General features: G+C 56.8%; 24 protein-coding genes. 9 read left to right on the top strand and 15 right to left on the bottom strand.

What is annotated here, in order from left to right; translation table 11 throughout:
• Window positions 1–11 precede the first annotated feature (11 nt).
• A complete protein-coding gene (locus tag BCF46_RS11280) occupies window positions 12–1,562 on the top strand; it encodes a phosphate ABC transporter substrate-binding/OmpA family protein (RefSeq protein WP_121024227.1) in 1,551 nt (516 codons plus the stop codon).
• Between the two features lie 3 nt (window positions 1,563–1,565).
• Here the strand turns inward: BCF46_RS11280 and radC are convergent, their stop codons facing one another.
• Genes radC through sfsA form a run of 3 tightly spaced genes read right to left on the bottom strand, consistent with a single transcriptional unit; the run spans window position 1,566 to window position 3,954 of the window.
• Window positions 1,566–2,315 (bottom strand): RadC family protein, encoded by a 750-nt coding sequence (gene radC / locus BCF46_RS11275; protein ID WP_121024225.1) that lies wholly within the window; start codon window positions 2,313–2,315, stop codon window positions 1,566–1,568.
• A 43-nt stretch (window positions 2,316–2,358) separates the two neighbouring features.
• Window positions 2,359–3,171 (bottom strand): type I methionyl aminopeptidase, encoded by an 813-nt coding sequence (gene map, locus BCF46_RS11270; protein WP_121024223.1) that lies wholly within the window; start codon window positions 3,169–3,171, stop codon window positions 2,359–2,361.
• 48 nt (window positions 3,172–3,219) lie between these two features.
• Complete coding sequence (sfsA, locus tag BCF46_RS11265; protein WP_121024221.1) at window positions 3,220–3,954, bottom strand: DNA/RNA nuclease SfsA; 735 nt, start codon at window positions 3,952–3,954, stop codon at window positions 3,220–3,222.
• Between the two features lie 46 nt (window positions 3,955–4,000).
• On the opposite strand from sfsA, the gene BCF46_RS11260 reads away from it, so the two are divergent.
• The 4 genes from BCF46_RS11260 to BCF46_RS11245 are packed head-to-tail and all read left to right on the top strand — an operon-like array spanning window position 4,001 to window position 6,956.
• Window positions 4,001–4,732 (top strand): competence/damage-inducible protein A, encoded by a 732-nt coding sequence (locus tag BCF46_RS11260; RefSeq protein ID WP_121024551.1) that lies wholly within the window; start codon window positions 4,001–4,003, stop codon window positions 4,730–4,732.
• On the top strand, window positions 4,716–5,423 hold the full coding sequence (locus BCF46_RS11255; protein ID WP_342768425.1) for a GNAT family N-acetyltransferase: 708 nt from the start codon (window positions 4,716–4,718) through the stop codon (window positions 5,421–5,423). The genes BCF46_RS11260 and BCF46_RS11255 overlap by 17 nt, the downstream gene beginning before the upstream one ends.
• A 13-nt stretch (window positions 5,424–5,436) precedes the next feature.
• The gene (locus tag BCF46_RS11250) at window positions 5,437–6,006 is read left to right on the top strand and encodes a peroxidase-related enzyme (RefSeq protein WP_281272094.1); all 570 of its coding nucleotides are present in this window, start codon (window positions 5,437–5,439) and stop codon (window positions 6,004–6,006) included.
• Entirely contained in the window at window positions 6,003–6,956 is a 954-nt protein-coding gene (locus tag BCF46_RS11245) for an OmpA family protein (RefSeq protein ID WP_121024217.1), read from the top strand. Before BCF46_RS11250 ends, BCF46_RS11245 begins: the two co-directional genes overlap by 4 nt.
• Before the next feature lie 31 nt (window positions 6,957–6,987).
• Here the strand turns inward: BCF46_RS11245 and BCF46_RS11240 are convergent, their stop codons facing one another.
• From BCF46_RS11240 to ilvD, 7 genes are all read right to left on the bottom strand, one after another.
• The gene (locus BCF46_RS11240) at window positions 6,988–7,899 is read right to left on the bottom strand and encodes a LysR family transcriptional regulator (protein WP_121024215.1); all 912 of its coding nucleotides are present in this window, start codon (window positions 7,897–7,899) and stop codon (window positions 6,988–6,990) included.
• Between the two features lie 143 nt (window positions 7,900–8,042).
• A complete protein-coding gene (locus BCF46_RS11235) occupies window positions 8,043–8,909 on the bottom strand; it encodes a zinc transporter ZntB (RefSeq protein WP_121024213.1) in 867 nt (288 codons plus the stop codon).
• Entirely contained in the window at window positions 8,906–10,930 is a 2,025-nt protein-coding gene (locus tag BCF46_RS11230) for an NADPH-dependent 2,4-dienoyl-CoA reductase (protein ID WP_121024211.1), read from the bottom strand. Before BCF46_RS11230 ends, BCF46_RS11235 begins: the two co-directional genes overlap by 4 nt.
• 98 nt (window positions 10,931–11,028) lie before the next feature.
• Window positions 11,029–11,409 (bottom strand): hypothetical protein, encoded by a 381-nt coding sequence (locus BCF46_RS11225; RefSeq protein WP_121024209.1) that lies wholly within the window; start codon window positions 11,407–11,409, stop codon window positions 11,029–11,031.
• A 12-nt stretch (window positions 11,410–11,421) separates the two neighbouring features.
• Window positions 11,422–12,183 (bottom strand): DUF6478 family protein, encoded by a 762-nt coding sequence (locus tag BCF46_RS11220; RefSeq protein WP_121024207.1) that lies wholly within the window; start codon window positions 12,181–12,183, stop codon window positions 11,422–11,424.
• 82 nt (window positions 12,184–12,265) lie between these two features.
• A complete protein-coding gene (locus BCF46_RS11215; protein ID WP_121024205.1) occupies window positions 12,266–12,973 on the bottom strand; it encodes a hypothetical protein in 708 nt (235 codons plus the stop codon).
• Window positions 12,974–12,977: 4 nt separating this feature from the next.
• On the bottom strand, window positions 12,978–14,711 hold the full coding sequence (gene ilvD / locus BCF46_RS11210; protein ID WP_121024203.1) for a dihydroxy-acid dehydratase: 1,734 nt from the start codon (window positions 14,709–14,711) through the stop codon (window positions 12,978–12,980).
• A 121-nt stretch (window positions 14,712–14,832) separates the two neighbouring features.
• Here ilvD and BCF46_RS11205 point away from each other — a divergent pair, with 121 nt between their 5' ends.
• From BCF46_RS11205 to BCF46_RS11195, 3 genes are read left to right on the top strand one after another with little or no spacing between them, the layout of a single operon-like run.
• Entirely contained in the window at window positions 14,833–15,735 is a 903-nt protein-coding gene (locus BCF46_RS11205) for a CPBP family intramembrane glutamic endopeptidase (protein WP_170157918.1), read from the top strand.
• A 55-nt stretch (window positions 15,736–15,790) separates the two neighbouring features.
• Window positions 15,791–16,711, top strand: coding sequence for an acetyl-CoA carboxylase, carboxyltransferase subunit beta (gene accD / locus BCF46_RS11200; RefSeq protein ID WP_121024199.1), 921 nt, complete (start codon window positions 15,791–15,793; stop codon window positions 16,709–16,711).
• The gene (locus BCF46_RS11195) at window positions 16,708–17,979 is read left to right on the top strand and encodes a bifunctional folylpolyglutamate synthase/dihydrofolate synthase (RefSeq protein ID WP_121024198.1); all 1,272 of its coding nucleotides are present in this window, start codon (window positions 16,708–16,710) and stop codon (window positions 17,977–17,979) included. Before accD ends, BCF46_RS11195 begins: the two co-directional genes overlap by 4 nt.
• An 8-nt stretch (window positions 17,980–17,987) precedes the next feature.
• Here the strand turns inward: BCF46_RS11195 and zapE are convergent, their stop codons facing one another.
• The gene (zapE, locus tag BCF46_RS11190) at window positions 17,988–19,058 is read right to left on the bottom strand and encodes a cell division protein ZapE (RefSeq protein WP_121024196.1); all 1,071 of its coding nucleotides are present in this window, start codon (window positions 19,056–19,058) and stop codon (window positions 17,988–17,990) included.
• An 84-nt stretch (window positions 19,059–19,142) separates the two neighbouring features.
• Here zapE and BCF46_RS11185 point away from each other — a divergent pair, with 84 nt between their 5' ends.
• On the top strand, window positions 19,143–20,381 hold the full coding sequence (locus tag BCF46_RS11185) for an MFS transporter (protein WP_121024194.1): 1,239 nt from the start codon (window positions 19,143–19,145) through the stop codon (window positions 20,379–20,381).
• Here BCF46_RS11185 and BCF46_RS11180 read toward each other — a convergent pair.
• From BCF46_RS11180 to fghA, 4 genes are read right to left on the bottom strand one after another with little or no spacing between them, the layout of a single operon-like run.
• Complete coding sequence (locus tag BCF46_RS11180; RefSeq protein ID WP_121024192.1) at window positions 20,369–21,142, bottom strand: phytanoyl-CoA dioxygenase family protein; 774 nt, start codon at window positions 21,140–21,142, stop codon at window positions 20,369–20,371. The genes BCF46_RS11185 and BCF46_RS11180 overlap by 13 nt on opposite strands.
• Window positions 21,139–22,047 carry an ornithine cyclodeaminase family protein gene (locus BCF46_RS11175; protein ID WP_121024190.1) on the bottom strand — a complete coding sequence of 303 codons (909 nt, stop codon included), beginning with the start codon at window positions 22,045–22,047 and terminating at the stop codon, window positions 21,139–21,141. The genes BCF46_RS11180 and BCF46_RS11175 overlap by 4 nt, the downstream gene beginning before the upstream one ends.
• Window positions 22,044–22,664 carry an HAD family hydrolase gene (locus BCF46_RS11170; protein ID WP_121024188.1) on the bottom strand — a complete coding sequence of 207 codons (621 nt, stop codon included), beginning with the start codon at window positions 22,662–22,664 and terminating at the stop codon, window positions 22,044–22,046. Before BCF46_RS11170 ends, BCF46_RS11175 begins: the two co-directional genes overlap by 4 nt.
• Window positions 22,661–23,491, bottom strand: coding sequence for an S-formylglutathione hydrolase (fghA, locus tag BCF46_RS11165; protein WP_121024186.1), 831 nt, complete (start codon window positions 23,489–23,491; stop codon window positions 22,661–22,663). The genes BCF46_RS11170 and fghA overlap by 4 nt, the downstream gene beginning before the upstream one ends.
• Window positions 23,492–23,496: the final 5 nt, after the last annotated feature.

The following is a 23,496-nucleotide window of genomic DNA, read 5'->3' as shown; positions in this document are numbered from 1 at the left end:
CGGACACTCACGTGCAATTTTTCTGGCGCAGTATTTGGGCGGCAATCTGGCTTTGTTTGTCGGCGGCGTCGGCGGTCGCAAATGACGTGCGGCTCACGTCGCGCGATGGGGCCATCCAGATTGAGGGCACCCTACTCACCTATGATGGCGAGTTCTACCGCGTGGAAACGATCTATGGTCCGCTGACGCTGGATGGCCAAGGCGTGACGTGCGACGGTCCGGGCTGCCCTGACCTCAACGCCTTCGTTGCAAATATTCGTCTGTCCGGCACGGATCGAATGGCGGAGGTTTTGATCCCCGCGCTCATTCAGGCCTTTGCGATTCGTAATGGGTATTCAGTCATCCGCGAGGTGAAAAGCGATCGCCAGTCCACATTCGCGTTAAGCGACCAAGAGCGGCTGCGCGCGCGATTCCAGCTATCATCAGGCACCACCTCGGAAGGGTACGCCGACCTGATCGCAGAAGAAGCCGACATCGCTTTGGTCTTACGAGAGCCGCGCAAGTCCGAGGTGTCCATGGCTCGTACGGCGGCAGCAGGTGATTTGTTGAAAGGTAGGCGGGCTCGGGTCGTGGCGCTGGATGGGGTCGTGGCAATCACCGCGCCGGGCCAGCCACTACGCAGCATATCGTTGGAACAGATGGCCTCCGCAATTTCGGGACAGACCGCGCGATGGTCCGACATCGGGGGGGCCGATATTCCCATTATTCGCCACCTTCCAAAGCGGGGATCCGGCCTGTTAGAGACTTTTGAAGACCGCGTTTTACGCCCGAGTAAGCTGACCCTAAACGATGGTGCAACACATCATGCTTTCTTGGAGGATTTGTCAGATCGAGTGGCTGATGACACCTTTGCCATAGGTCTGACAACGCTGAGCGAGATTGGAAACACCATTCCTTTGAAGGTGGCTGGAAGTTGTGGCTTTGAGACAAGCGCGACGCTCGCTGCGTTGCGCGCTGAGGACTACCCGCTCACCCTACCCCTTATGCTCTATACGCCCGCACGACGGCTGCCGCTTATTGCGCGTGAGTTTCTTGATTTTACCCAAGACCCTGCGGCTGATCTGGTGATCCGTCGCGCCGGATTTATCGACCAAGCAATCACCAAAACGCGGTTTGACGATCAGGGCGATCGATTGGCCCATGCGATTTCGCAGGCTGGTCCGGAAGTCACGTTAGAAGATTTGCAAACTATGGTTGGGGCGTTGCGTGATCGCGACCGCCTATCCACAACGTTCCGCTTCACTGGTGGAACCAGACTTGATGTGCAGTCACAAGAAAACATCATTCGCCTTGCCCGTGCGCTTGAGACGGGCGCGTTCAATGATCAAGATTTGCTGCTTGCCGGATTCAGCGATGGCGAAGGGCCTGCAGGCCCTAATCTGGCGTTGTCCAAGAAGCGGGCGCGGACGGTATTGCGGCTTTTGAAAGAGACTGCACCCGATGCGGATTTCAAGCGCGTGACACTCGCCACGGAGGCTTTTGGCGAGGCGCTTCCCATGGCATGTGATGACACCGATTGGGGGCGTGCAATCAACCGACGCGTAGAAGTTTGGGTGAAATAGACCCTAAAAATGCCCATTTGAGCGGAACGAGTAGCTACCGCTGCTTCCGATGATTAAGTGATCGTGCAGCGTCAAACCCAAAGCATCGGCGCCCTTGCGAATTTGACGTGTCATGGCGATGTCATCTTCGGACGGCGTGGCGTCACCGGATGGATGATTGTGTACCAAGATTAGTGCGCAGGCGTTGAGTTCCAGCGCCCGCTTGACCACTTCACGCGGATAAACAGGCACATGATCGACTGTCCCTGTCTGGAGTGCCTCATCTGCCATCAGCCTATTGCGGCGATCTAGAAACAGGACGCGGAACTGTTCACGTTCCATATATGCCATCTTGGTGCGGCAGTACTCCAGCAGGGCATCCCAAGACGACAACACGTCACGATGCATAACCTTGGCACGCGCCATGGTTTGGGCCGCTGCTTCCACAATCTTTAGTTCTTGAATTACACTCGATCCGACACCTTGCACGGCTGATAGTCGATTGGACGACGCAGAAATCACGCTGTTAAAGTCACCAAAGGTTGCCAATAGCCGCCGCGCCAGGCTGCGAACCTCACGCCGAGGAATCGCCCGAAATAACACCAGTTCCAGCAACTCCGATTCCGGTGTTGCGTCACCGCCGGAAATCAAGAAACGGTCCCGAACGCGTTGACGGTGGCCATGTTGCTCCGCCTCCCGCGCGGGCGGGATCGAGATCCGGTGTGGTTGTAGCCCCGGTAAAGCGTCGCTCAGGTGTGTCTGGTGCAGTGTCATAGCGCCAGTTCAGGCGATTCGACTTAATTGTGGGTTAAGCGCGTCAGTAGGTCGGGTGGAACTTTCCGTTTGGCGACAGGGTAAAAACCTGACATCCGTCAGCCGTTACGCCGATGGAATGTTCAAACTGTGCCGATAGCGACTTGTCGCGGGTCACAGCGGTCCAGTCATCAGCAAGCACCTTGGTCTCTGGGCGTCCAAGATTCACCATTGGCTCGATCGTGAAGAACATGCCCTCTTCCAGTACGGCACCGGTCGCGGGTCTACCATAATGCAGAACGTTCGGCGGGGCGTGGAACACGCGGCCCAGCCCGTGACCACAGAAATCTCGGACCACCGACATGCGGTGACCTTCGACATAGCTTTGAATGGCATGGCCGATGTCGCCAAAGGTGTTGCCGGGCTTCACGGCCTCAATTCCCTTGAAGAGCGCGTCATGCGTCACTTGAATGAGGCGTTCCGCCTTTCGACTGGGCTTGCCGGCTACATACATGCGGCTTGTGTCACCGAACCAACCATCCACGATTACTGTGACGTCGATATTTAGAATATCACCGTCCTTCAGCACCTTCGAGCCGGGGATGCCATGGCAGACGACATGGTTCACGCTGATGCAGCTGGCGTGCTGGTAGCCCTTGTAACCGATGGTGGCAGAGGTCGAGCCTGCGTCGCTCACCATTTTGGTGATCGCTGAATCCAGAGCCTCGGTCGTGGTGCCGGGCTGCACAAGCTCGACCATATTATCCAGGATCTGCGCCGCCAGTTCGCCTGCCTTGGCCATACCTGCGAAATCCACGTCGTCGTAGATGCGTATGCCTTGCTTGGTAATGCGGCCTTTATGCGTCGTGTCGTCCACGGGTCACTCCGATGTTTGCTTTTTGCACATATAATATGCCCTGTGGGGTTAGACCACCCTTGGGCGGCTTTGCGGCGCTGGGTCCACTGGCAACGGTACGTCTATCGTCATCTCATTTGCCGAGATATTACTCGAATAGCAAAGCATCTCGACGCCGTTCGCACGTGCCAGATCAAAGCTTTGCGCATATGTAGGGTCTAAATCGGCCGCCATCCGTAGTTGGCGGCAGTCGGTTCGGCTTACCAGATACAGCATCACGGCACGGGCTCCGGTCTGCGCAATCTCAGTCAACTCACGCAAGTGTTTCGCACCCCGCACAGTGACGCAGTCGGGAAATTCCGCCCAATCGCCGTCTCGTCGCAGGGTCACGCTTTTGACCTCCACATAGGCATCCGGTAATCCATCTTGGGTCAGCAGAAAGTCCACGCGGCTCCCGGTGCCATAGGCAACCTCGGGCCTTATGGTGCGGTAGGCCGAAAGCTCTGTAATCTGGTTGGACAGCAGCGCTTCTTTGACCACGCGATTAGGCAGGCCAGTGTCTATGCAGGCGAAATGACCACCTGCCAATTCAGCAGCCCGCCACCCGTATTTCAGCTTTTTCTTCGGGTCGTCATTCGGTTCAAGCCATATGCGCATCCCATCGTCCTTTAGCCCAAGCATCGCGCCGGGGTTTGGGCAGTGGGCGGTAACTTCTTGCCCTGTCTCCTCCAATACCGCATCCGCGAGGAAGCGTTTGTAGCGTCGGATTAGTCGAGCGGGCACAAGTGGGGTTTGAAAGCGCATGGGCGGGGCCTATACCGAAAGGAAGCCGTCAATCAAGGATAACGCTATGCCAAACCCCACCGCCGCCATGCTTGTTATCGGGGACGAGATTTTATCTGGGCGCACGAAAGACGCCAACACCAACTATTTGGCTTGCGCGTTAACCGAAGCAGGTATCGATCTGAAAGAGGCGCGCGTTGTCTCCGACGATCAGGCTCAGATTGTTGACGCTCTTCAGGCCCTGAGCGGACAATTCGATCATGTGTTTACGTCTGGGGGCATTGGTCCAACCCATGATGACATCACCGCTGACGCGGTTGGTGCCGCCTTTGGTGCGAAAGTCGACATTCGGGACGACGCTCGCGCGCTGTTGGCCACGCATTACGAGCGCCAAGGCATGGAGTTCAATGCCGCCCGCAAGCGTATGGCCCGTATCCCTGACGGGGCCACGTTGATCGACAACCCGGTTTCGATTGCGCCGGGCTTCAGCATTGGCAATGTGCACGTTATGGCGGGTGTACCAACGGTGTTTCACGCTATGGTCGCCACGGTGCTGGCCACGATGACTGGCGGGCAGCCACTGCTGTCCGAGACGTTGAAAGTATTTATTGGCGAAGGCGATATTGCGGGGCCTTTGGGGGTGCTTGCGGAGGCTAATCCCGACGTGTCCCTCGGCTCCTACCCGTTTCAAAAAGACGGCGTTTACGGCAGTAACGTGGTTGCGCGTGGCACCGATGCTACCCGTCTAAAATCGGTAATGGAACAATTGGCAAAGGCGCTTGGTGTTGAACGCGGATGATCTCTTTGAAGTTGTCGAGGCCACGTGGCCTGCGGCTAAGGAAACGCAGGTTGGCCCGTGGCTGATCCGCGATGGTCAGGGCGGCGGCAAGCGCGTATCTGCCGCGCGGCCTTTAGGACCGGTGAAGCAAGAAGATATCGCCATGGCTGTTACCGAGATGGAGAAGCTGGGGCAACCCGCTCTGTTTTCGCTTCGTCCTGAAGATGGCTATTTAGACTCTATCCTCGCTCGAATGGGCTATGTGGTGCTCGATCCGTCGATTTTGTTCATAGGACCGGTCTTTGAGGCCGAAGTCCCACCTGTCACAGCATTTGATATCTGGCCGCCGTTGCAGATTATGAAAGACGTTTGGGCCGAAGGTGGCATTGGTCACGGGCGAATTGCGGTTATGGAACGTGTGACCGACCCCAAAACATCCATCCTTGGCCGTATCTCGGATCGCGCTGCCGGCTGCGCATTCGTTGCGATGCACGGGACGACAGCAATGGTCCACGCTGTTGAAGTTTTGCCCGATTATCGCCGCCATGGACTTGCCCGAAACATGATGTACGCCGCTGCGCGTTGGGCCAAAGACCAAGGCGCAGAAAATTTCTCGTTGGTGACGACGGGATCAAATGTCGCTGCGCAAGCACTCTATAGTTCGCTGGGCTTGTCGGTGGTTGGGCGGTATCATTACCGCATGAAACCCTGAAAGGCCCTGCCCCGTGACCAACCCTAACGTGACCGCGCTTGATCTTCCGATGGCCGACCCGCTTCCCGACGCAACGCAAAAGTACTTCGATATTTGCACCCAAAAGTTGGGCATGATCCCGAACGTGCTACAGTCCTACGCCTTCGACCCAGACAAGCTGAACGCGTTTACAGGCATGTATAACGACCTGATGCTTGGCGATAGCAACCTGTCGAAGCTGGAGCGCGAGATGATCGCCGTCGCGGTGTCGTCCGTAAACAAATGCTTCTATTGTCTCGTGGCGCATGGCGCTGCGGTGCGCCAGTTGTCCGGCGATCCGGCTTTGGGCGAGGCATTGGTAATGAACTATCGCGTGGCACCCCTTGATGCCCGACAACGGGCCATGCTGGACTTTGCAGTGCTGATGACGGAAGCCAGCTACCGGATTGAGGAAACTGATCGTGACGCGTTGCGCAAAGTTGGCTTCAGCGACCACGATATCTGGGATATCGCTGCTGTTGCGAGCTTTTTCAACATGACCAACCGGATGGCCTCGGCGGTGGATATGCGCCCGAATGCAGAATATCACGCGGCGGATAGATGATCCGAGCACTGCCTCTTTGTTTGGCGGGTTTTATCTTCGCCAACCCGGCTTTGGCCGACCTGGATCTGACCTTTCCGGGCCCGGCAACCGAGACCTTTGCCAAGACCGAGCAGTTTGGCAGCTACAAGTTGCCCGTAGGCCCGTATGCCGACGGTTTCGTGCAGACATTGGTGGCCGAGGGGCAGCAGACGACGCGCGCATGGCGGATAGCCATTGATGTCGGAACGTCGCTGCTGGTGATGGACAACCTACGCCAGCAGCTGGAGGCGTCCGGATTCGAGTTGCTGTATGAGTGCACTACTGAAATCTGCGGCGGCTTCGATTTCAGGTTCGCCACCGATGTGCTTCCAGAACCGGTCATGCATGTCGACCTTGGCGACTTTCGCTATCTTGCCGCCCAGCGGCTTGGTGGCCCTGTTCCCGAGTATATCAGCTTGTTTGTCAGTCGTGGTGGGGACACCGCATTCGTGCAAATGATCCTTGTGGGCAGTCCCGAGACAGCGGCGCTAACGACCAAATCCGGCGACGCGGTTGCGCAGGTGACACCAGCAGTTCCAACCGCGATATCCGGTTCTCTGGTCGCGGCTCTTTTGCGCGACGGGCATGTGGTGCTGAATGATTTGCAGTTCGAAACGGGCTCGTCCGCGTTGGGTGGCGGGCCGTTCCAATCGCTTGTCGACTTGTCGGAATATCTGAAGGCAAACCCCGAATTTCGCATCGCCCTTGTCGGGCATACAGACGCCGAAGGGTCGCTTCAGGGCAATGTCAGCCTGTCACGCAAGCGCGCACAATCCGTGGCGTCGCGTCTGACCAAGGAGTTTGGCATCCCAAGCAGGCAACTTGAGGCCGATGGTGTTGGTTATCTGGCCCCGCGCGCCAGCAATCTTAGCGAAGAAGGCCGCACGCAAAACAGAAGGGTCGAGGTGATTGTCACCTCGACCCAAAAGTGATGCTGCCAAACATCGGGGAAAATCATGTCATCTAGTTCGCCCAGACGTCAGGGCCTTTTTCTTTAAACGCCTCGACAAGGAAGTCGATAAACGTTCTCACCTTTGGCTGCGTGTAGCGGCCAGGTGGATAGACGGCGTAAATGCCTTGTGTTTCTTTGGGAAGTTCCGGCATGGCCTCTTCCACCAGTCCTTGGCGAAGGGCGTCGGCGTAGAGGAAGCTCGGTAGGTAGGCGATGCCCAGCCCAGACACACATGCGTTTAGCAAGGATTGCCCGTCATTTACTGTCAGCCAGCCCTGCGTGCGCACTTGACGTTTTTCGCCCGACGGCGCGGTTAGCTTCCACACATTGCCAGCCGACTGGTTGGAATAATGCAGCAGCTTATGGTTATTCAGATCGTCGATCTTTTCGGGGCGGCCAAATTGCTCGAAATAGCTCGGGGCCGCGATGAGCCGCTTGTTGGTCTCTGTCAGCTTGCGGGCGCGAAGGGAGCTATCTTCCATTTCGCCGATGCGGATCGCCAGATCGAAGCCTTCGGAGATGAGCTCTACGAACCGGTTGTTCAGCACCATGTTCACAGTGATATCGGGGTAATCCACAAGGAAGTCACCCAATATGGGTGACATATGGTTCACGCCGAAATCCGTCGCAACAGAGATGCGCAATAGGCCGGATGGCGCGCTTTGCATTGACGAGACCAAGGCATCCGCCTCGCCTGCATCATTCAAAACGCGACGGGCGCGGTCATAGTAAGCAAGGCCAATTTCGGTCGGGCTGACACGCCGCGTCGTGCGGTTAAGAAGCCGCGCCCCAAGTCGTGTCTCAAGGGATGATACGTGCTTCGAGACAGCGGATTTTGAAATCCCCATCTTGCGGGCCGCATCGGTAAAGCCCCCCTGATCCACCACAGTGGCGAATGCTTCCATTTCGGTCAGTCGGTCCATTCGGATACCTCAATAACTCATGACGTTTGAGCCGTTATCCAGTTCAATTGGGGCAGGAATGCGAATTCCGTTGGACGATTCAGGGGTATCTATTGGGATCGTTGATGGCGTGGAAACAAGGGAGCGGTTATTTCCAGACGGCGCTAAAGCCAGTCGAGCCACTTAAACAGCGCGACCAAGCCCAATGCGACGCCGAGCATGGCAAAACATAACAGGGCAAAAGACATCGGCCATTCAGTGCCAGGAAGGCCGGCGACGTTCATTCCGAACAGGCCGGTCAGAAATCCTAAAGGTAGAAAAACCCCGGCAATCAAGGAAAGCACATAGCCGTTTCGCCCTTGATTGAGCGCCACCTGAATATCGAGGTGATCCTGCAATCCAACCAACCTGTCCCGCACCGCATCCAGCGCCTCAAGTGCCAAAGCCATGCGGTTCGCGGGTTCACGCAACTGCAGCCGGTCCGCTTCAGTCAGCACAGGGCTGTCTAGCGCAGCCAGTTTCGCAAGCGCGTCCTTCTGCGGCCCGATATAGCGGCGCAGCTTGATGGTCGAATGTCGAAGTGGTCCGAGACCAGTGACGTCGCCGGAGCTATTCTCAAGAACAGTGTCTTCAATGTCGTCAGTTGTAGCGGTTAGACGCATTGCAGTGTTTTCGATCCGATCTGTCAGTCCGGTCACAAGCTTGGTCAAGAAGTTCCCGACCGTTTCAGGCCCGTGCCCTTCGGTGATTTGCGTGCGAATGTCCTCTAGGGCGAAGATGCGGCGCATTCTCACGGTGACAATCATTTCGGAAGTTACCCATAAACGCAGGGATACCATGTCATCGATATGCTGACCCTCGTTCATATTCACGCCGCGCAGGTTGAGGATAATGCCATCGCCAAGCCTGTCGCATCTCGGCCGAGTCTCGGACTGGACCAAAGCTGCGGCAGCGATCTCCGGTACATTTGCAGAAAGCCAGTCGGGCAACGTCGGGTCACCAAGCTCGAAGTGATGCCACTGGAAATTCAAAGTGCGGCCGCAAGGCGGGTGCCTTGGTTGATTGCCTGCTTCGCATCGAGTTCCGCCGCCACATCCGCGCCGCCAATGACGTGTGGTGTGCGACCATCCGCTTCCAGCTCATCCGCCAACGCGCGCATTGGCACCTGACCCGCACATAGGACAATGGTATCGACTTCAATCACCCGCGGGTTCTCCCGCGCGTCGCCGTCCGACACATGCAGACCTTGCGCATCAATTCGTTCGTAGTTGACACCGCCCACCATGTGTACGCCCTTCATCTGCAACGCGGCGCGATGAATCCAACCTGTGGTTTTACCCAACCGCTTGCCCAGTTTCTCGGCTTTACGCTGAAGCAGTGTGACATGCCGAACCGCGGGGTCGGGCTGTGGCCCCTCGGCGGCCAAGCCGCCGCGTTTGGTTTCCGGGTCGGTGACGCCCCACTCCTCCAGCCAAGCGTCCAGATCAACTGTCGGGCTGTCATCTGTTGTCAGGTACTCTGCCACGTCAAAACCGATGCCGCCTGCGCCAATAATCGCCACGCGTTTGCCAACGTGGGCACCGCCCCGCAGCACATCAATATAGGAGACAACATTCGGCCCATCTTGCCCGTCGATCTGTGGATCACGCGGGGCAACGCCGGTGGCGATAATCACTTCGTCAAAATCTGCTAGCATCTGTGCGGTGGCCTCGGTCTCAAGGCGTAGCTCGATGCTGCTTTTGGCAACCATGGTTTTGTACCAGTCGACCAACCCAAAGAATTCCTCTTTGCCGGGAACCTGCTTGGCCATGTTCAATTGGCCACCAAGCTCGTCTCTCTTGTCGAATAGCGTCACTTTATGTCCACGACCTGCCGCCGTAAGCGCGGTCGAAAGCCCTGCTGGCCCAGCGCCTACAACGGCGATGGTTTTGGCATTAGAGGCGGGTTCAATCAGCAACTCAGTTTCAAAGCAGGCTTGCGGGTTCACAAGGCATGTGCTCATTTTGCCGCTGAACGTGTGGTCAAGACAGGCTTGGTTACACGCAATACATGGTGCGATTTCGGCCGCACGGCCCGCTTCGGCTTTCGCGACAAAGTGCGGATCGGCCAGAAACGGACGGGCCATCGACACCATGTCGGCAGATCCGTCGGCCAGCACGGCTTCGCCAACGTCAGGCGTGTTAATCCGGTTCGAGGTGATGATGGGGATCGACACCTCTCCCATCAGCTTCTTGGTCACCCATGTAAACGCGCGACGCGGCACCGATGTCGCAATTGTCGGAATGCGTGCCTCGTGCCAGCCGATGCCGGTATTGATGATCGTGGCGCCTGCCGTTTCGATTTCTTTGGCCAGCTGCACCACCTCTTCCCAAGTAGAGCCGTTGGGGATCAGGTCGATCATGCTGAGCCGGTAGATCACGATAAAATCGCTCCCCACGGCAGCGCGCACCCGCTTCACAACCTCAACAGGTAGGCGCATCCGGTTCTCATACGAGCCGCCCCAACGGTCTTCGCGTTTGTTGGTGTGGGTGACGAGAAACTGGTTCAGGAAGTAGCCTTCCGACCCCATGACTTCGACGCCGTCATATCCGGCTTCCTTGGCACGGCTGGCGGCGGTGACGATGTCGCTGATCTGCTTTTCGATCCCGTCCTCGTCCAGCTCTTTCGGTGGAAACGGTGAAATCGGGGACTTTATGGCCGATGCGCTCACACATTCAGGGCCGTAAGCGTACCGACCCGCATGCAAGATTTGCATCGCGATCTTGCCATCTGCTTCATGTACGCGGTCAGTGACCACTTTGTGGTTAGCGATATCCTCGTCGGAAAACAGACCGGCAGCACCGGGAAACACTCCACCTTCGCGGTTCGGAGCCATGCCGCCCGTTACCATTAGCGCAACCCCGCCACGGGCCCGCTCAGCGTAGAATTCCGCGACGCGGTTCCAATCTTTGGTCTCTTCAAGACCAGTGTGCATAGAGCCCATAAGAACGCGGTTCTTCAAGGTTGTGAAGCCAAGGTCCAGCGGAGCAAGAAGGTTTGGATAAGCGGTCATAAGTGTCCTCCAGAGTTCATCACAGCTTTACCCAACCTTACGCGCACGTCACGCAAAACGCGGCGTCATGCGCTCACAAAACAGGGTGAGTCTGGCCCTCAGGAAGTCTCGACGCAATGCCGCCGGAAGGCTTTCTTGAGCATGTCGAGTTCGGCGCGCAGCAAATCCATCTCGGCGCGAATATCATCGGACAGAACTTCGCCAGTCACGATGGTGAAACTGTCCAGCGTGTCATCTGTTGATTTTTCGTTGATCAGGAAGGTCTGGACCCCGTCTGTCAGCACGTCGCGCGGAATGTCGAAGCGTACATGCCACGTGTTGCCAAGGCTGGTATCCTCGGTCACTGACAGCCCGTCCAACTCGCGTTCCAAGTGGATGGCGACCAAATTAGGAGTGTAGCTCTCCTCGGTCTCAGCGGTCAGCACGGCTTCGTAGGTTCCGGCTTGAATGCGGGTCTTGGTAAGGACGACTTTGCTCATGTGGCGTGCTCCCTAGAAATCGGCGCGCGGGCGACGACTGAATGTAACGTCACGCAGGTTGATTTCGTTCATTTCTGGGCCCTCAAAAATCAGGTCCATCCAGATACGTTCCAACCGGCGCTCGCTGATTTTGGTGTGCGCCAGATCGAACTCAACCATGGTGTCGGAGCCATCAAGCGGCAGCTCGCGCACGACCTGCTCTACGTTGGGGCCATACTTGATGTTCAGGCGGGCAAAGATCTCCAGAGGCTTTTCGGTTTCGATCTCGGTATCCATCCGCAGGATATGGTTCTTCCGAAGGCCGTCAGTTGCATCTTCGGGCAGGTCTAGCACGATGCTCAGGAAGCTGCCGTCAAACCTGAACACATCCATCCGCAGCCCGAACGGTGCAAGGTCGCCTTCGCGGGTGTTTCGGACTTGGCGCAGGGTGAGTTCGGAAATCTGGCAGTCGTGATAAATCGTTGCGGCGTTGCCGATCCTTGTCCGGCTTTCGACGGCTGCTACGCCGATCGGGGAAACCGGACCGCGCCACAGTTCTGGCCGATGGGACCAATCCGACTGCGCCGGCTTGCGTATAGCGTTTGAGCCGATTCGGGGTAGGGTCAGGCGTGCATCGGCAACATGGGTCACCTGATCGACGCGTCGTCGCATCTGGCGAGCTTGCGCACGCAGATGCCGCAATAGCGATAAATCTATGGTCTCCGCGTCTTGCACCGCTGTTTCCCAACGACGCAAGGTCCGGCGGTGCAATCGCCGTCGTACGAATTCTCGCATCCGATCCATCATGGCTGTTGAGACAGTCCTATTAGCTTTAATCTAATTCGCTACCACTGTTTCCGCATTGCAAACAATGGTTTCAGCCAAATAAACGACGAAGGAGTCCCGTCTTGGCAACATCTCCTGACGCTTGCGTGGCAGCGCCTTTGGTGCGCGACGCCTGACCTTCCATCAGCGCATTCCCGAAGTCGTACAACGTTTGAAGCCCATCGGCGCTACCTACCGGCGCGTTCTTCAACCCAAGTACTGACAGCGCTACGACAGAGTTCTTTACATCAAAATAACCACGCCAATAGGTATTGGTGGTTCCGGGCAAGACCGGCGCAGACTTATCGCGGGCGTGCACGAAGAAAGCACCATTGCGGGAGAAACTGTCTAGGATCTCGACGCTATCCGCGTTTCCATCAGCACTGAGGACCGCCTTGCCGGACGTGGAGGCGAAGAATTCCGCAAGTGCTACCTCAGACTCTCCAATCGCGGGGCTGTTCTGCCTCGACGGCAACACGGATGCGGTCGCAATGGCATTCACAAACGGTTGGGGCTGCTCATCATTGCCCGAAATGGCAGCACAGTTACCGAACACCACAAAGGCTTGTGACGGGCCGTGCTGTGAAGATTTTGGGTCAACGCAGAATCCCGTTGGCCCTCGCAAAACAACCCGGTCAGAAGTGACCGTAATTTCGCTAAGCGCTTTAGATGATCCGCCACCAATGAAGCTGGCCAGCGGATCATCCCCGCAAGCCGAAATCCCGAGCGGTATCAACAGCAACAAAAACCTGAGACGCACTGCGTCAGAGGTCCATGTAGATGTGTTTTTCCAACTTGGCACCCGGATGGGTCACAGCGCCAAGGCGGGTGGAGCCGACCAGCTGGGAATATTTCCACAACGCGCCCGACGCATAGATCGTTTCGCGCGGGCCTTTCCAGTTGGCCTTGCGCTCGGCAAGTTCATCGTCGGAGAGATCGACACTGATTTCGCCTTTGATAGCGTCCAGCGTGATAACGTCGCCGTCCTGAAGCAAGGCAATCGGACCACCATGCGCGGCCTCGGGGCCGACATGGCCCACACAGAACCCGCGAGTCGCGCCGGAGAAGCGACCGTCGGTGATCAAAGCGACCTTCTTGCCCATACCTTGGCCAGACAGCGCCGCCGTCGTCGCCAGCATTTCGCGCATACCCGGACCGCCTGCGGGGCCTTCGTTGCGGATAACAAGCACTTCGCCTTCTTTGTATTCGCGCTTTTGAACGGCGGCGAACGCATCCTCTTCGCACTCAAACACACGCGCTGGGCCGGTGAACATCTGGTGCTGGGACGACATGCCCGCGACCTTCACGATTGCACCTTCGGGCGCGAGGTTGCCTTTCAGGCCAACAACGCCACCGGTTTTCGACAGCGGCTCGCCGATCGAGTATATCACCTTGCCGTCTGCTTCCAACTCCACACGGTCGATTTCTTCGCCGATGGAATAGCCGGTCGCAGTCATGCAGTCTTCGTTGATCAGGCCAGCTTTGCGCAGTTCTTTCATGATGACAGGAACGCCGCCTGCTTCATAAAGGTCCTTGGCCACATACTGCCCGCCGGGTTTCAGATCGACGAAGTACGGCGTGTCGCGGAAAATTTCGCAGACGTCATCCAGATCGAAGTCGATGCCAGCCTCATGCGCCATTGCTGGCAGGTGCAGCCCAGCATTGGTTGAGCCACCGGTACAGGCCACGACCCGCGCGGCGTTTTGCAGGCTTTCCAGCGTCACGATGTCCCGTGCGCGGATGTTTTTCTCCAGCAGGTTCATAACCGCTTGACCGGACGCGATGGAATAGTGATCGCGGCTCTCGTATGGCGCTGGCGCACCGGCGGAGTTTGGCAGAGCCAAACCAATCGCCTCGGACACACACGCCATGGTGTTCGCCGTGAACTGACCGCCGCACGCGCCTGCGGATGGGCATGCAACACGCTCCAGTGTGCGCAGCGCTTCGTCGGACATGTTGCCTGCCTGATGCTCGCCCACAGCTTCGAACACGTCTTGGACGGTGACGTCCTTGCCGTTCAACCGGCCCGGAAGGATGGAGCCGCCGTAGATAAACACCGAAGGCGTGTTCAGACGGATCATCGCCATCATCATACCCGGAAGGGATTTGTCACAGCCCGCCAAGCCCACAATCGCGTCGTAGCAGTGGCCGCGCATGGTCAACTCGACCGTGTCGGCAATGGCTTCGCGCGACGCCAATGAGGACCGCATGCCCTCGTGACCCATCGCGATGCCGTCCGTCACGGTGATTGTCGTAAATTCGCGCGGGGTGCCATTGCCTTGCTTGACGCCCAGCTTCACCGCTTGTGCCTGACGGTTCAGGGAAATGTTACAGGGCGCGGCCTCGTTCCAGCAGGTTGCGACACCCACGAACGGCTGGTGAATTTCCTCGTCGCCAAGGCCCATCGCATAGAAATATGACCGGTGCGGTGCCCGCGACGGGCCCTCGGTCACATGGCGGCTGGGCATATTGGTTTTATCGGTAGGTTTCTTCAGCATGGGTGGCTCCCTCAAAAGCGTTGCAAAACGGAATAAAGCCCAAGCCCCAGAGGCACAAGCGCGATTGCACCTGAGGTTTTGCAGCGATAGCGTGGCGAAAACCACGTTGAGGCGCTTGCATATGCTCAGAACTCCGGCTTTCGAGGCCTTCATCGCCCCTGCGCGGGTCTACCCTGCGTTCTGGCGGATCGTCGTGGCGACGATTACGGGCTTTGCGGTCTACATGATGGGTGCCGCGATAGTGCTGTGGTTCGGGATCAAACCGCTTGCGCGCATTTTCCCGGAGCTGGAAGGCATGGATGCGTTCATGCTTTTGTATGCGAACGGTTCGTCGCCCGGTCAGATGGCCCTCATCCTCGCGACGTTCATTCCCATGGGGCTGGCTGCCTTTGCGATGGCGGCTTGGCATTGGCGTGGTCCACTGACGGTTTTCGGGCCGCCGCAAGGCTTCGCCCGAAACTTTTTCATTGCAATTGCCATATTGGCAGCAGCGAACGTCATATTCTTTATCGTTGAGCAGGTGATCGGAACTGCGGACTATGTGCCAAATCTCGCCTTTGGAACATGGGCCAAACATCTGATTTGGGCCATACCGCTTTTGTTCATCCAAACCACATCCGAGGAGTTGGTGTTTCGTGGCTACTTCCAGCAGCAGCTTGCAGCGCGTTTCAACAATCCGATCATTTGGATGGTCATGCCATCCTTGCTGTTTGGCTTGGGTCACTATGACGACACAATAGACCCTATCTTGGCCCTTTTGATCGTTTTTGCGACAACTTTATTCGGCGTCATTGCCGCAGATTTGACGCGTGTGACGGGCAACTTGGCGGCTGCGATGGGTCTCCATTTCGCCAATAATTTTGTAGCGTTGTTGCTGGTGGGTGTGCCGGGAGAGCTGTCCGGTCTCGCGCTCTATCACGCGCCGTTTACGATGGAAGACACGTCCATCCTTATTAACTACATTGTTCTTGATATAGCGGTTCTTTTGCTGATCTGGGCCGTAACCCGCAGGATGCTGCGTTGATTGCAATTTCCAAGCCTCGGGATTATCTGATTGTGAGCAACGGGAGCAGAGCCTCATGAACTGGATTTCAAACTACGTCCGGCCGACCATCAACTCGCTATTCTCGCGCCGCGAGGTGCCCGAGAACCTTTGGACGAAATGCGACGAATGCGGCACCATGCTGTTCCACCGCGAGCTGTCGGACAACCAGAACGTCTGCAGTAATTGCGATCACCATATGCCGATCACAGCACGCGAACGGTTCACGGGGCTGTTTGACGGCGGCATATTCACCGAAGTCGCTGTTCCGGCACCGGTGGCAGACCCGTTGCACTTCAAAGATCAAAAGAAATACCCCGACCGCATGAAGGCTGCGATCAAGAAGACCGGTGAAAAGGAAGCGATGCTGGTCGTCGAGGGTGAAATCCTTCGCACGCCTATCGTGGCCGCTGCACAGGACTTCAGCTTTATGGGCGGCTCTATGAGCATGTATGTCGGCAACGCGATTATCGCCGCCGCCGAACGCGCGATCGAAATGGGTCGCCCTTTGGTGCTGTTCTCCGCCGCCGGCGGCGCGCGGATGCAAGAAGGCATCTTGGGCCTGATGCAAATGCCGCGTACGACGATTGCCGTTGAAATGCTTAAAGAGGCAGGCCTGCCTTACATCGTTGTCCTGACCCATCCAACAACAGGCGGCGTGACGGCGTCCTACGCCATGCTGGGCGACGTGCAAATTGCAGAACCGAATGCGCTGATTGGGTTCGCAGGCGCGCGTGTGATTGAACAAACGATCCGTGAGAAGCTGCCCGAGGGCTTCCAGCGAGCGGAATATCTGCTCGACCACGGCATGCTTGATCGCGTTACCCACCGCAAGGACATGAAAGATGAGTTGGTAACGATCATTCGTATGCTGACAGGTCAGCCCCCTGCGATCAAAGGGGATCTACCAGCGCCGGAGCCTGAACAAGATCCGAAGCCAGCGGAACCCGCCGAGTGACTCAAACCAGCGACGCCATCCTCGACCGGATGATGGCGCTTCACCCGAAGATCATTGATCTGACATTGGACCGCGTCTGGCGTTTGCTCGAAACGCTGGGCCACCCCGAGACGAAATTACCCCCGGTTATTCATATCGCGGGGACCAACGGCAAAGGCTCTACGCAGGCGATGATCCGCGCTGGACTGGAGGGCGCGGGAAGGTCAGTTCACGCGTACACCTCGCCACATCTGGCACGGTTTCACGAGCGTATCCGCCTTGCTGGGGAGTTGATTTCCGAAGAGTATCTAAGCGAAGTTCTCGATGAGTGCTACACGTCCAATGGGCCGGAATCGATCACCTATTTCGAGATCACGACGGTTGCAGCATTGCTCGCTTTCAGCCGTGTTAGAGCCGATTTTACGCTTTTGGAGGTGGGTTTGGGCGGCCGCTTAGACGCCACCAACGTGATCGCTAAGCCAGAGGTTTCAGTGATCACGCCGATCTCCATCGATCACGAGAGTTATCTGGGCAACACTCTTGCCAAGATCGCCTTCGAGAAGGCCGGTATCATCAAGCGCGGTGTGCCTTGCGTTGTCGGACCTCAGCCTGACGAAGCGATGGCAGTGATCGAAGCGCAAGCCGCCAAACTTGGTGCGCCCCTTCTGGCGTATGGACAGCACTGGCATGTTTGGGAAGAACGCGGTCGACTGATTTTTCAAGATGAACGCGGCCTGATGGATCTGCCATTGCCCGCCCTATTGGGTGCGCACCAGATCCAGAACGCAGGCGCGGCACTTGCTGCTCTCCGGCACCTTGGCTTTGATGAGACCGCTTGCGAGGCTGCGATGGTTCGAGCGGTTTGGCCCGCCCGTATGCAGCGCTTGAAGTCCGGCCCCTTGGTAGATGCCGCAGGTGCCGCGGAACTCTGGCTCGATGGCGGTCACAACCCCGCAGCAGGGGAGGCGCTGTCTGCACTATTGAAAACCTTGCCGCCGAAGCCGACCCATCTGGTGTGTGGAATGCTTAATACCAAAGACGTTGTTGGCTATATGAGGCCGCTCGTCGAGGTTGCCCAAACCCTCCATGCTGTTCCAATTCCGGGGGAGCAGGCGACTTTGTCAGCAGAGCAAACTGCTGCTGCCGCGCGAGAGGCGGGCTTGCAAGCGCAGGAGTCTGAAACGGTCTTGGCTGCGATCAAGAAAATATCTGCAATCGACCCAAACGCCCGCATTCTGATTTGCGGCTCGCTCTACCTTGCTGGTGGTGTTTTGCGTGAAAACGGCTAAGTAGAGCGCTATTCAGCGCTCCATTCCGCAGCCTGCATTTCACGCAGCCGCGACGCAGTGCGTTCGAATTCAAACACACCTTCGCCCTCAAGATACAGCCGTTCCGGCTGCGCAGCTGCTGAGCAAATCAGACGAACCTTGCCTTCGTACAAGGCGTCGATCAAGGTCACGAAGCGTTTTGCTTCATTGAAGTTGTCACGCGATAGGCAGGGAATGTTTTCTAGCACCAAAACACGCACGTTTTCGGCCACGGCAAGGTAGTCTGCCGCGCCCAAGGGCTGGCCGCAGAGATCAAAGAAGCTTGCTCGCGCAATTCCGTTTCGAAATGCCGGGAGTGTCACATCGCGCCCTTTGACACGAAGGACCAAAGGCTCGGCTGCGCCACCCGTAAGGCTTTGCCAAATATCGGAGATCTTCGCCTTTGCCTCTGCGTTCGCAGGTGAGAAATACACCTGCTCGCCTTCCAGTCGATCCTGACGATAATCGGTCTCGGATGCCAGTTCATGTACTGTCATTCGGCTCTTTAGAAGGTCGATGAACGGGACAAAAAGATTGCGGTTTAATCCGTTCTTATACAGATTATCTGGCACCCTGTTCGACGTCGTTACGATCACGACACCACTGGCAAAGAGGTTTTCGAACAGCCGCCCGACAATCATCGCATCGGTGATGTCGCTGATCTGCATTTCGTCAAAGCACAGAAGGCGCACATCTTGGGCAATGTCATCGGCAACCGGTTTGATCGCGTCGTCCACACCGGTTTTCCGCGCTTCGTGCATCGCACTGTGCACCTCTTGCATGAAGGCATGAAAGTGTACGCGGCGCTTGCGCGGCTCTGGCACGGTCTCAAAAAACAGGTCCATCAGCATGGACTTTCCACGTCCGACCCCGCCCCACAGATACAGGCCCTTCACGGGTACATCGTCGGTGCCGAACAGGCCGAACAGCTTCTTTTTGCCGGTTGAATTTGCCATCTCTTCGGCCACGACATCAAAAAACGGCAGTGCCTCCATCTGCGCGGGATCGGGGTTTATTTCCCCCGCTTGGACCTTGGCGTTGTAACTGTCTGTCAAAAGCATGTGGCGCGTCTCATCAATATTGCTTACCTCGTGTCGCAATATTCGTGAATTGACGCAAACCTGAAATTCACCGACGGTCTCGCGATGGAACAAACGCGTACCCCTCTTTTCACTCCGGTTCTCATTGTCGGTTGCATCATAATGATGCTCGGGTTCTCGATCCGCGCGAGCTTTGGAGTGTTCCAGATTCCTATCGCTGAGGAGTTTGGCTGGCCGCGCGCGGATTTCAGTCTTGCCATCGCCATCCAGAATTTGGCCTGGGGCATCGGTCAGCCCATTTTCGGCGCGATTGCCGAAAAGATGGGGGACCGGAAAGCGATTATTCTGGGTGCTTTGTTCTATGCGGCAGGGCTTGTTTTGTCCTCATTCGCAATCACGCCGGGCGAGCACCAGTTCTACGAGATACTCGTAGGTTTCGGAATCGCCGGCACGGGCTTTGGGGTGATCCTTGCTATGGTTGGTCGCGCCACGTCGGACGAGAACCGGTCGATGGCTCTGGGCATTGCAACCGCTGCGGGCTCTGCCGGTCAGGTGTTCGGAGCGCCCGCAGCGGAACTCTTGTTGGGCTACTTCCCTTGGCAAACGGTCTTCGTGATCTTCGCCGCAGTCATGCTTCTGTCGCTTTTCGCGCTTCCGCTTATGCGCGCACCCATGGCGACACGGTCGGAACTTGAAGACAGTTTAGGGACTGTCCTCAAGCGCGCCTTTAGGGATCCATCCTATACGATGATCTTTCTGGGATTCTTCTCCTGCGGCTATCAGTTGGGATTTATCACCGCGCACTTTCCGGCGTTCATCACAGAGGTATGCGGCCCAATTTCAGGCGGCGGCTTGTTGGCGGGTATGGGGATCACTACCACATCGGCATTGGGCGCCCTGTCCATTGCGCTGATTGGACTGTCCAATATCGGAGGAACGATCCTTGCAGGGTATCTGGGAAAGCGGCACTCCAAGAAATACCTGCTCGCGGGCATCTACGCAGGGCGAACGGTCGTCGCCGCGTGGTTTATCCTGACCCCCATGACGCCAACAACGGTGATCATCTTCAGCCTTGCAATGGGGAGCCTGTGGCTCGCGACGGTACCGCTTACCTCCGGTCTTGTGGCGCATATCTTCGGGCTACGCTACATGGGCACGCTTTATGGAATTGTCTTCTTTTCCCACCAGTTAGGGTCTTTTTTGGGCGTCTGGCTCGGTGGCAAGCTCTATGACCTCACAGGTGACTATACGTTGGTTTGGTGGATCGGCGTAGGTGTAGGTGCGTTCAGCGCAATCGTACATTTACCCGTGCGGGAAAAACCGTGGTCGGCTCAGCCTGTGTAAACCACGGGAAACCAATCCTCGCGCAACTTGTCACCAGCTTTCATCCCGTGACCCGGAAAGGGCGGAGACGTGCGGCCCGGCCGGTCGACATACCGCGCGTCATCCCCGACAAACCGCAACGAGAGTGCACGTCTTCGGCTGCTGGTCTCATTTCCGCGTGCGCCGTGGGCGGTGCGATAGTCAAACAATACCGCATCCCCCGGTTCCATAGGCCATTCCAGAACGTCGTCGTCACTGGGGCTTGGTACGTCGATCCATTTGTCATCGGAGGCGTAGAAATCGCTGTTGTCAGCCCAAGACACTGGCCTGACCATACGGTCCCATTTGTGTGAACCCGCGATGAAGCGAAGGCTGGCCTCTCGGACCGGATCAAGGGGAATCCACAGGCTGACTGTTTGTGATCCTTCGACGAAGTAGTAGGGAGAATCCTGATGCCACGGTGTGGGCTTTGGCGTGCTGGGTTCTTTAACCAATACATGGTCATGAAAGATCTGCGCAGTGTTAGACACCATGGCTTTGGCAGCAAGCTCGGCGGCGGGGCTGTCGCGGATCACGCGTTCGAATTCGGGGATGCGTTGCCAATTGCAGTAGTCGTCGAAGAAACGCCCCTTTGAAACGGCATTCTCGGACGCGTATTGGCCGGGCTCACGCATATTGCGCTCAATCCCTTCAGCCATGGTGTCGACCCATTCCTTGAATACGCCACGCACAACGACCGCGCCGTCGCGCTGAAAGTTGGCGATCTGCTGCTTGGTGATCATTTCGGTTTCCACTGATCTATAATGTAGCGGCAGGTCATCAAATCTAGATGTGCGCCACCACCATTTTTGCATATGGTAATGTCGTCTGGTGCCCGCTTGAAGACAGATGGGTCGTAAAAATCACCCAGAATGTCACCACGGCTAATTGCCCCGCTGGCGAGTGGGATTTTCAATTCTCCGATGTGATCCAGAGTGGTTTCAAAGCTATCAACGAATATTCGCGCTCGCTGCAATGCCTCGTCATCGACTTCCCGCATATCAGGACGATAAGCCCCGATCAGGTCCAGATGTTGGCCGGGTTGTAACCATTCACCCTTGAGGACTGGATCGGTTGCCATCGTGGCGGTGCAGATGATTTGAGCCTGCTGAATGCCGTCTGCCAAATCCGTAACAGAGGTAGCGCCATGAGCTTTCGCAAATTCCGCAGAATAGTCTCTATTCCTGCCCCAAACGATATATCGAGCATCTGGAAATGCACTGCGATACGCGTCGATCATGTTGCCCGCAACGGTGCCTGTTCCGACAATTAGAATTGTCTCTGGGTTCGGATTAGCAAGCAGTTTGGCCGCATAAAGGCTATCGCCCGCTGTCTTCCACTTGGTAACCAGGTGGAAGTCCACCAGTGCCTCCAACTCTCCATTTTCATCCGAGAACATTGAAACAGACCCGTTCACTGCGGGCTGTCCCTTGGCTTTGTTGCCGGGAAAGATGGTCGCGGATTTGACCGCGACGCCCAGACCGTCGATCCAAGCAGAGCGGGACAATAGCGTATCAGGATCGCGGTAAAGAAACGTATCGCTGATCTCGGCCTTGGGAAGGGCATGCCCTTTGGCGAGCGCATCTGTTAGGCCACTCCACGTCAATGCGGCTTCGCCGTCTTCATAACCGATGATCGTGATACTCAAGCGGCGGCCTCCTCGGCGGTAAGTAGTTCATGTGAGACCAGACAATCTGCCCAGCCTTGCGGATTTTCAAACAAATGCGCGTTCCACCCACGGGATCGTGCCATGTCGATATTGTCCGCGCGATCATCCGCAAACAGGAGCGTTTGGGGTGCGTGGCCGCAATCGTCTTCCAACATTTGATAAATCTTGGGGTCGGGCTTGATCACCTGCATGTGGCCGGAGATGTAGCGCCGATCAAACTCACCGAGATAGTTGTAGATCGTTTCAGCGTAGTCAAAGCTGCCAATGCCAAAGTTGCTAAGCGCAAAAACCGGGACGCCTTTGCTGCGTAACGCACGAAGCAGCTTGACCGAGTGGTCAATCGTGGGCGACGCCATTTCAATCCAGTGGTCATGCCACATCCGGATTTCTTCCCGCCATTTTGGGTACGCTTCAGCGGCGTCGTAGATCGTCTCTTTGAAGGGACCGCCCAAATCGACCTTGTCGTTCATGCCGTGCAAGTCCACCTCGGCAAACATCGCCTTGCGACGCTCTTCCCCGATGGCGCTGTCGTAATAGCGCTCCGGTTGCCACTCGATCAGCACGTTGCCGATGTCGAAAATAACTGCCTTGATCATGCGTAAAGGGCCTCTGCGTGGAAGGTGATGTGATCTTCCATGAAGGTGGAAACGAAGAAGTAAGAATGGTCATAGCCCGGCTGCATCCGAAACGTGATTTCTTGACGCTTGGCAGCGGCAGCTTGCGCCAGAGTTTCGGGTCTTAACAGGTCAAGGAATTGGTCCTTGGTTCCTGTGTCGATAAGAACGGGACCGTCAAAGCCGCGATCGGCCATTAACAGACTGGCATCGTGATCCACCCATTTCGCCTCATCAGAGCCTAAATAGGCCGTAAACTGCTTTTTGCCCCAATCGGAATCGGTTGGGTTGCAGATAGGCGAGAACGCAGAGACGCTGGCAAACCGACCAACCTCCTTCATTGCAATTGTTAGCGCGCCATGGCCGCCCATTGAATGGCCGGTGATTGCCTGACGTGACGCATCCAGAGGGAACTTGGAGAAGACCAGCTCAGTCAGGTCCTTGGTAACATAGTCATACATTTGAAAGTGGGGAGCCCACGGATTTTCGGAGGCGTTCACGTAGAAGCCAGCACCTTGGCCCAAATCATATGCGTCGTCATTTGCAACGCCGTCACCGCGCGGGGAGGTATCCGGGAATATCAGTGCGATTCCTTGCTCTGCTGCCCACCCTTGCGCGGCAGCTTTTACCATGGCGTTTTCGTGCGTGCAGGTCAGGCCCGATAGGTACCATAGGACGGGAACGGGCCCGTCTTTCGCTTCGGCAGGAAGAAACAGTCCGAACGTCATGTCACAATCGCAGCTGTCGGAGCGGTGAGAGTAGACGCCTTGGACCCCGCCAAAACACGCGTTCTCAGAAATGATTTCCATGTGGT

The sequence above is a fragment of the Litoreibacter meonggei genome, assembly GCF_003663885.1.
GTDB classification, from domain to species: domain Bacteria; phylum Pseudomonadota; class Alphaproteobacteria; order Rhodobacterales; family Rhodobacteraceae; genus Litoreibacter; species Litoreibacter meonggei.
Note: the sequence above shows the minus strand (reverse complement) of the source record. Positions and strands in the feature narration are given on the sequence as shown.

Excerpts from the sequence above, each read along its gene's own strand:
- radC (WP_121024225.1), bottom strand. The coding sequence starts at position 2,315 with ATGACACTGCACCAGACACACCTGAGCGACGCTTTACCGGGGCTACAA.
- sfsA (WP_121024221.1), bottom strand. The coding sequence starts at position 3,954 with ATGCGCTTTCAAACCCCACTTGTGCCCGCTCGACTAATCCGACGCTAC.
- BCF46_RS11260 (WP_121024551.1), top strand. The coding sequence starts at position 4,001 with ATGCCAAACCCCACCGCCGCCATGCTTGTTATCGGGGACGAGATTTTA.
- BCF46_RS11245 (WP_121024217.1), top strand. The coding sequence starts at position 6,003 with ATGATCCGAGCACTGCCTCTTTGTTTGGCGGGTTTTATCTTCGCCAAC.
- BCF46_RS11240 (WP_121024215.1), bottom strand. The coding sequence starts at position 7,899 with ATGGACCGACTGACCGAAATGGAAGCATTCGCCACTGTGGTGGATCAG.
- BCF46_RS11230 (WP_121024211.1), bottom strand. The coding sequence starts at position 10,930 with ATGACCGCTTATCCAAACCTTCTTGCTCCGCTGGACCTTGGCTTCACA.
- BCF46_RS11225 (WP_121024209.1), bottom strand. The coding sequence starts at position 11,409 with ATGAGCAAAGTCGTCCTTACCAAGACCCGCATTCAAGCCGGAACCTAC.
- BCF46_RS11220 (WP_121024207.1), bottom strand. The coding sequence starts at position 12,183 with ATGCGAGAATTCGTACGACGGCGATTGCACCGCCGGACCTTGCGTCGT.
- ilvD (WP_121024203.1), bottom strand. The coding sequence starts at position 14,711 with ATGCTGAAGAAACCTACCGATAAAACCAATATGCCCAGCCGCCATGTG.
- BCF46_RS11205 (WP_170157918.1), top strand. The coding sequence starts at position 14,833 with ATGCTCAGAACTCCGGCTTTCGAGGCCTTCATCGCCCCTGCGCGGGTC.
- accD (WP_121024199.1), top strand. The coding sequence starts at position 15,791 with ATGAACTGGATTTCAAACTACGTCCGGCCGACCATCAACTCGCTATTC.
- zapE (WP_121024196.1), bottom strand. The coding sequence starts at position 19,058 with ATGCTTTTGACAGACAGTTACAACGCCAAGGTCCAAGCGGGGGAAATA.
- BCF46_RS11185 (WP_121024194.1), top strand. The coding sequence starts at position 19,143 with ATGGAACAAACGCGTACCCCTCTTTTCACTCCGGTTCTCATTGTCGGT.
- BCF46_RS11180 (WP_121024192.1), bottom strand. The coding sequence starts at position 21,142 with ATGATCACCAAGCAGCAGATCGCCAACTTTCAGCGCGACGGCGCGGTC.
- BCF46_RS11170 (WP_121024188.1), bottom strand. The coding sequence starts at position 22,664 with ATGATCAAGGCAGTTATTTTCGACATCGGCAACGTGCTGATCGAGTGG.
- fghA (WP_121024186.1), bottom strand. The coding sequence starts at position 23,491 with ATGGAAATCATTTCTGAGAACGCGTGTTTTGGCGGGGTCCAAGGCGTC.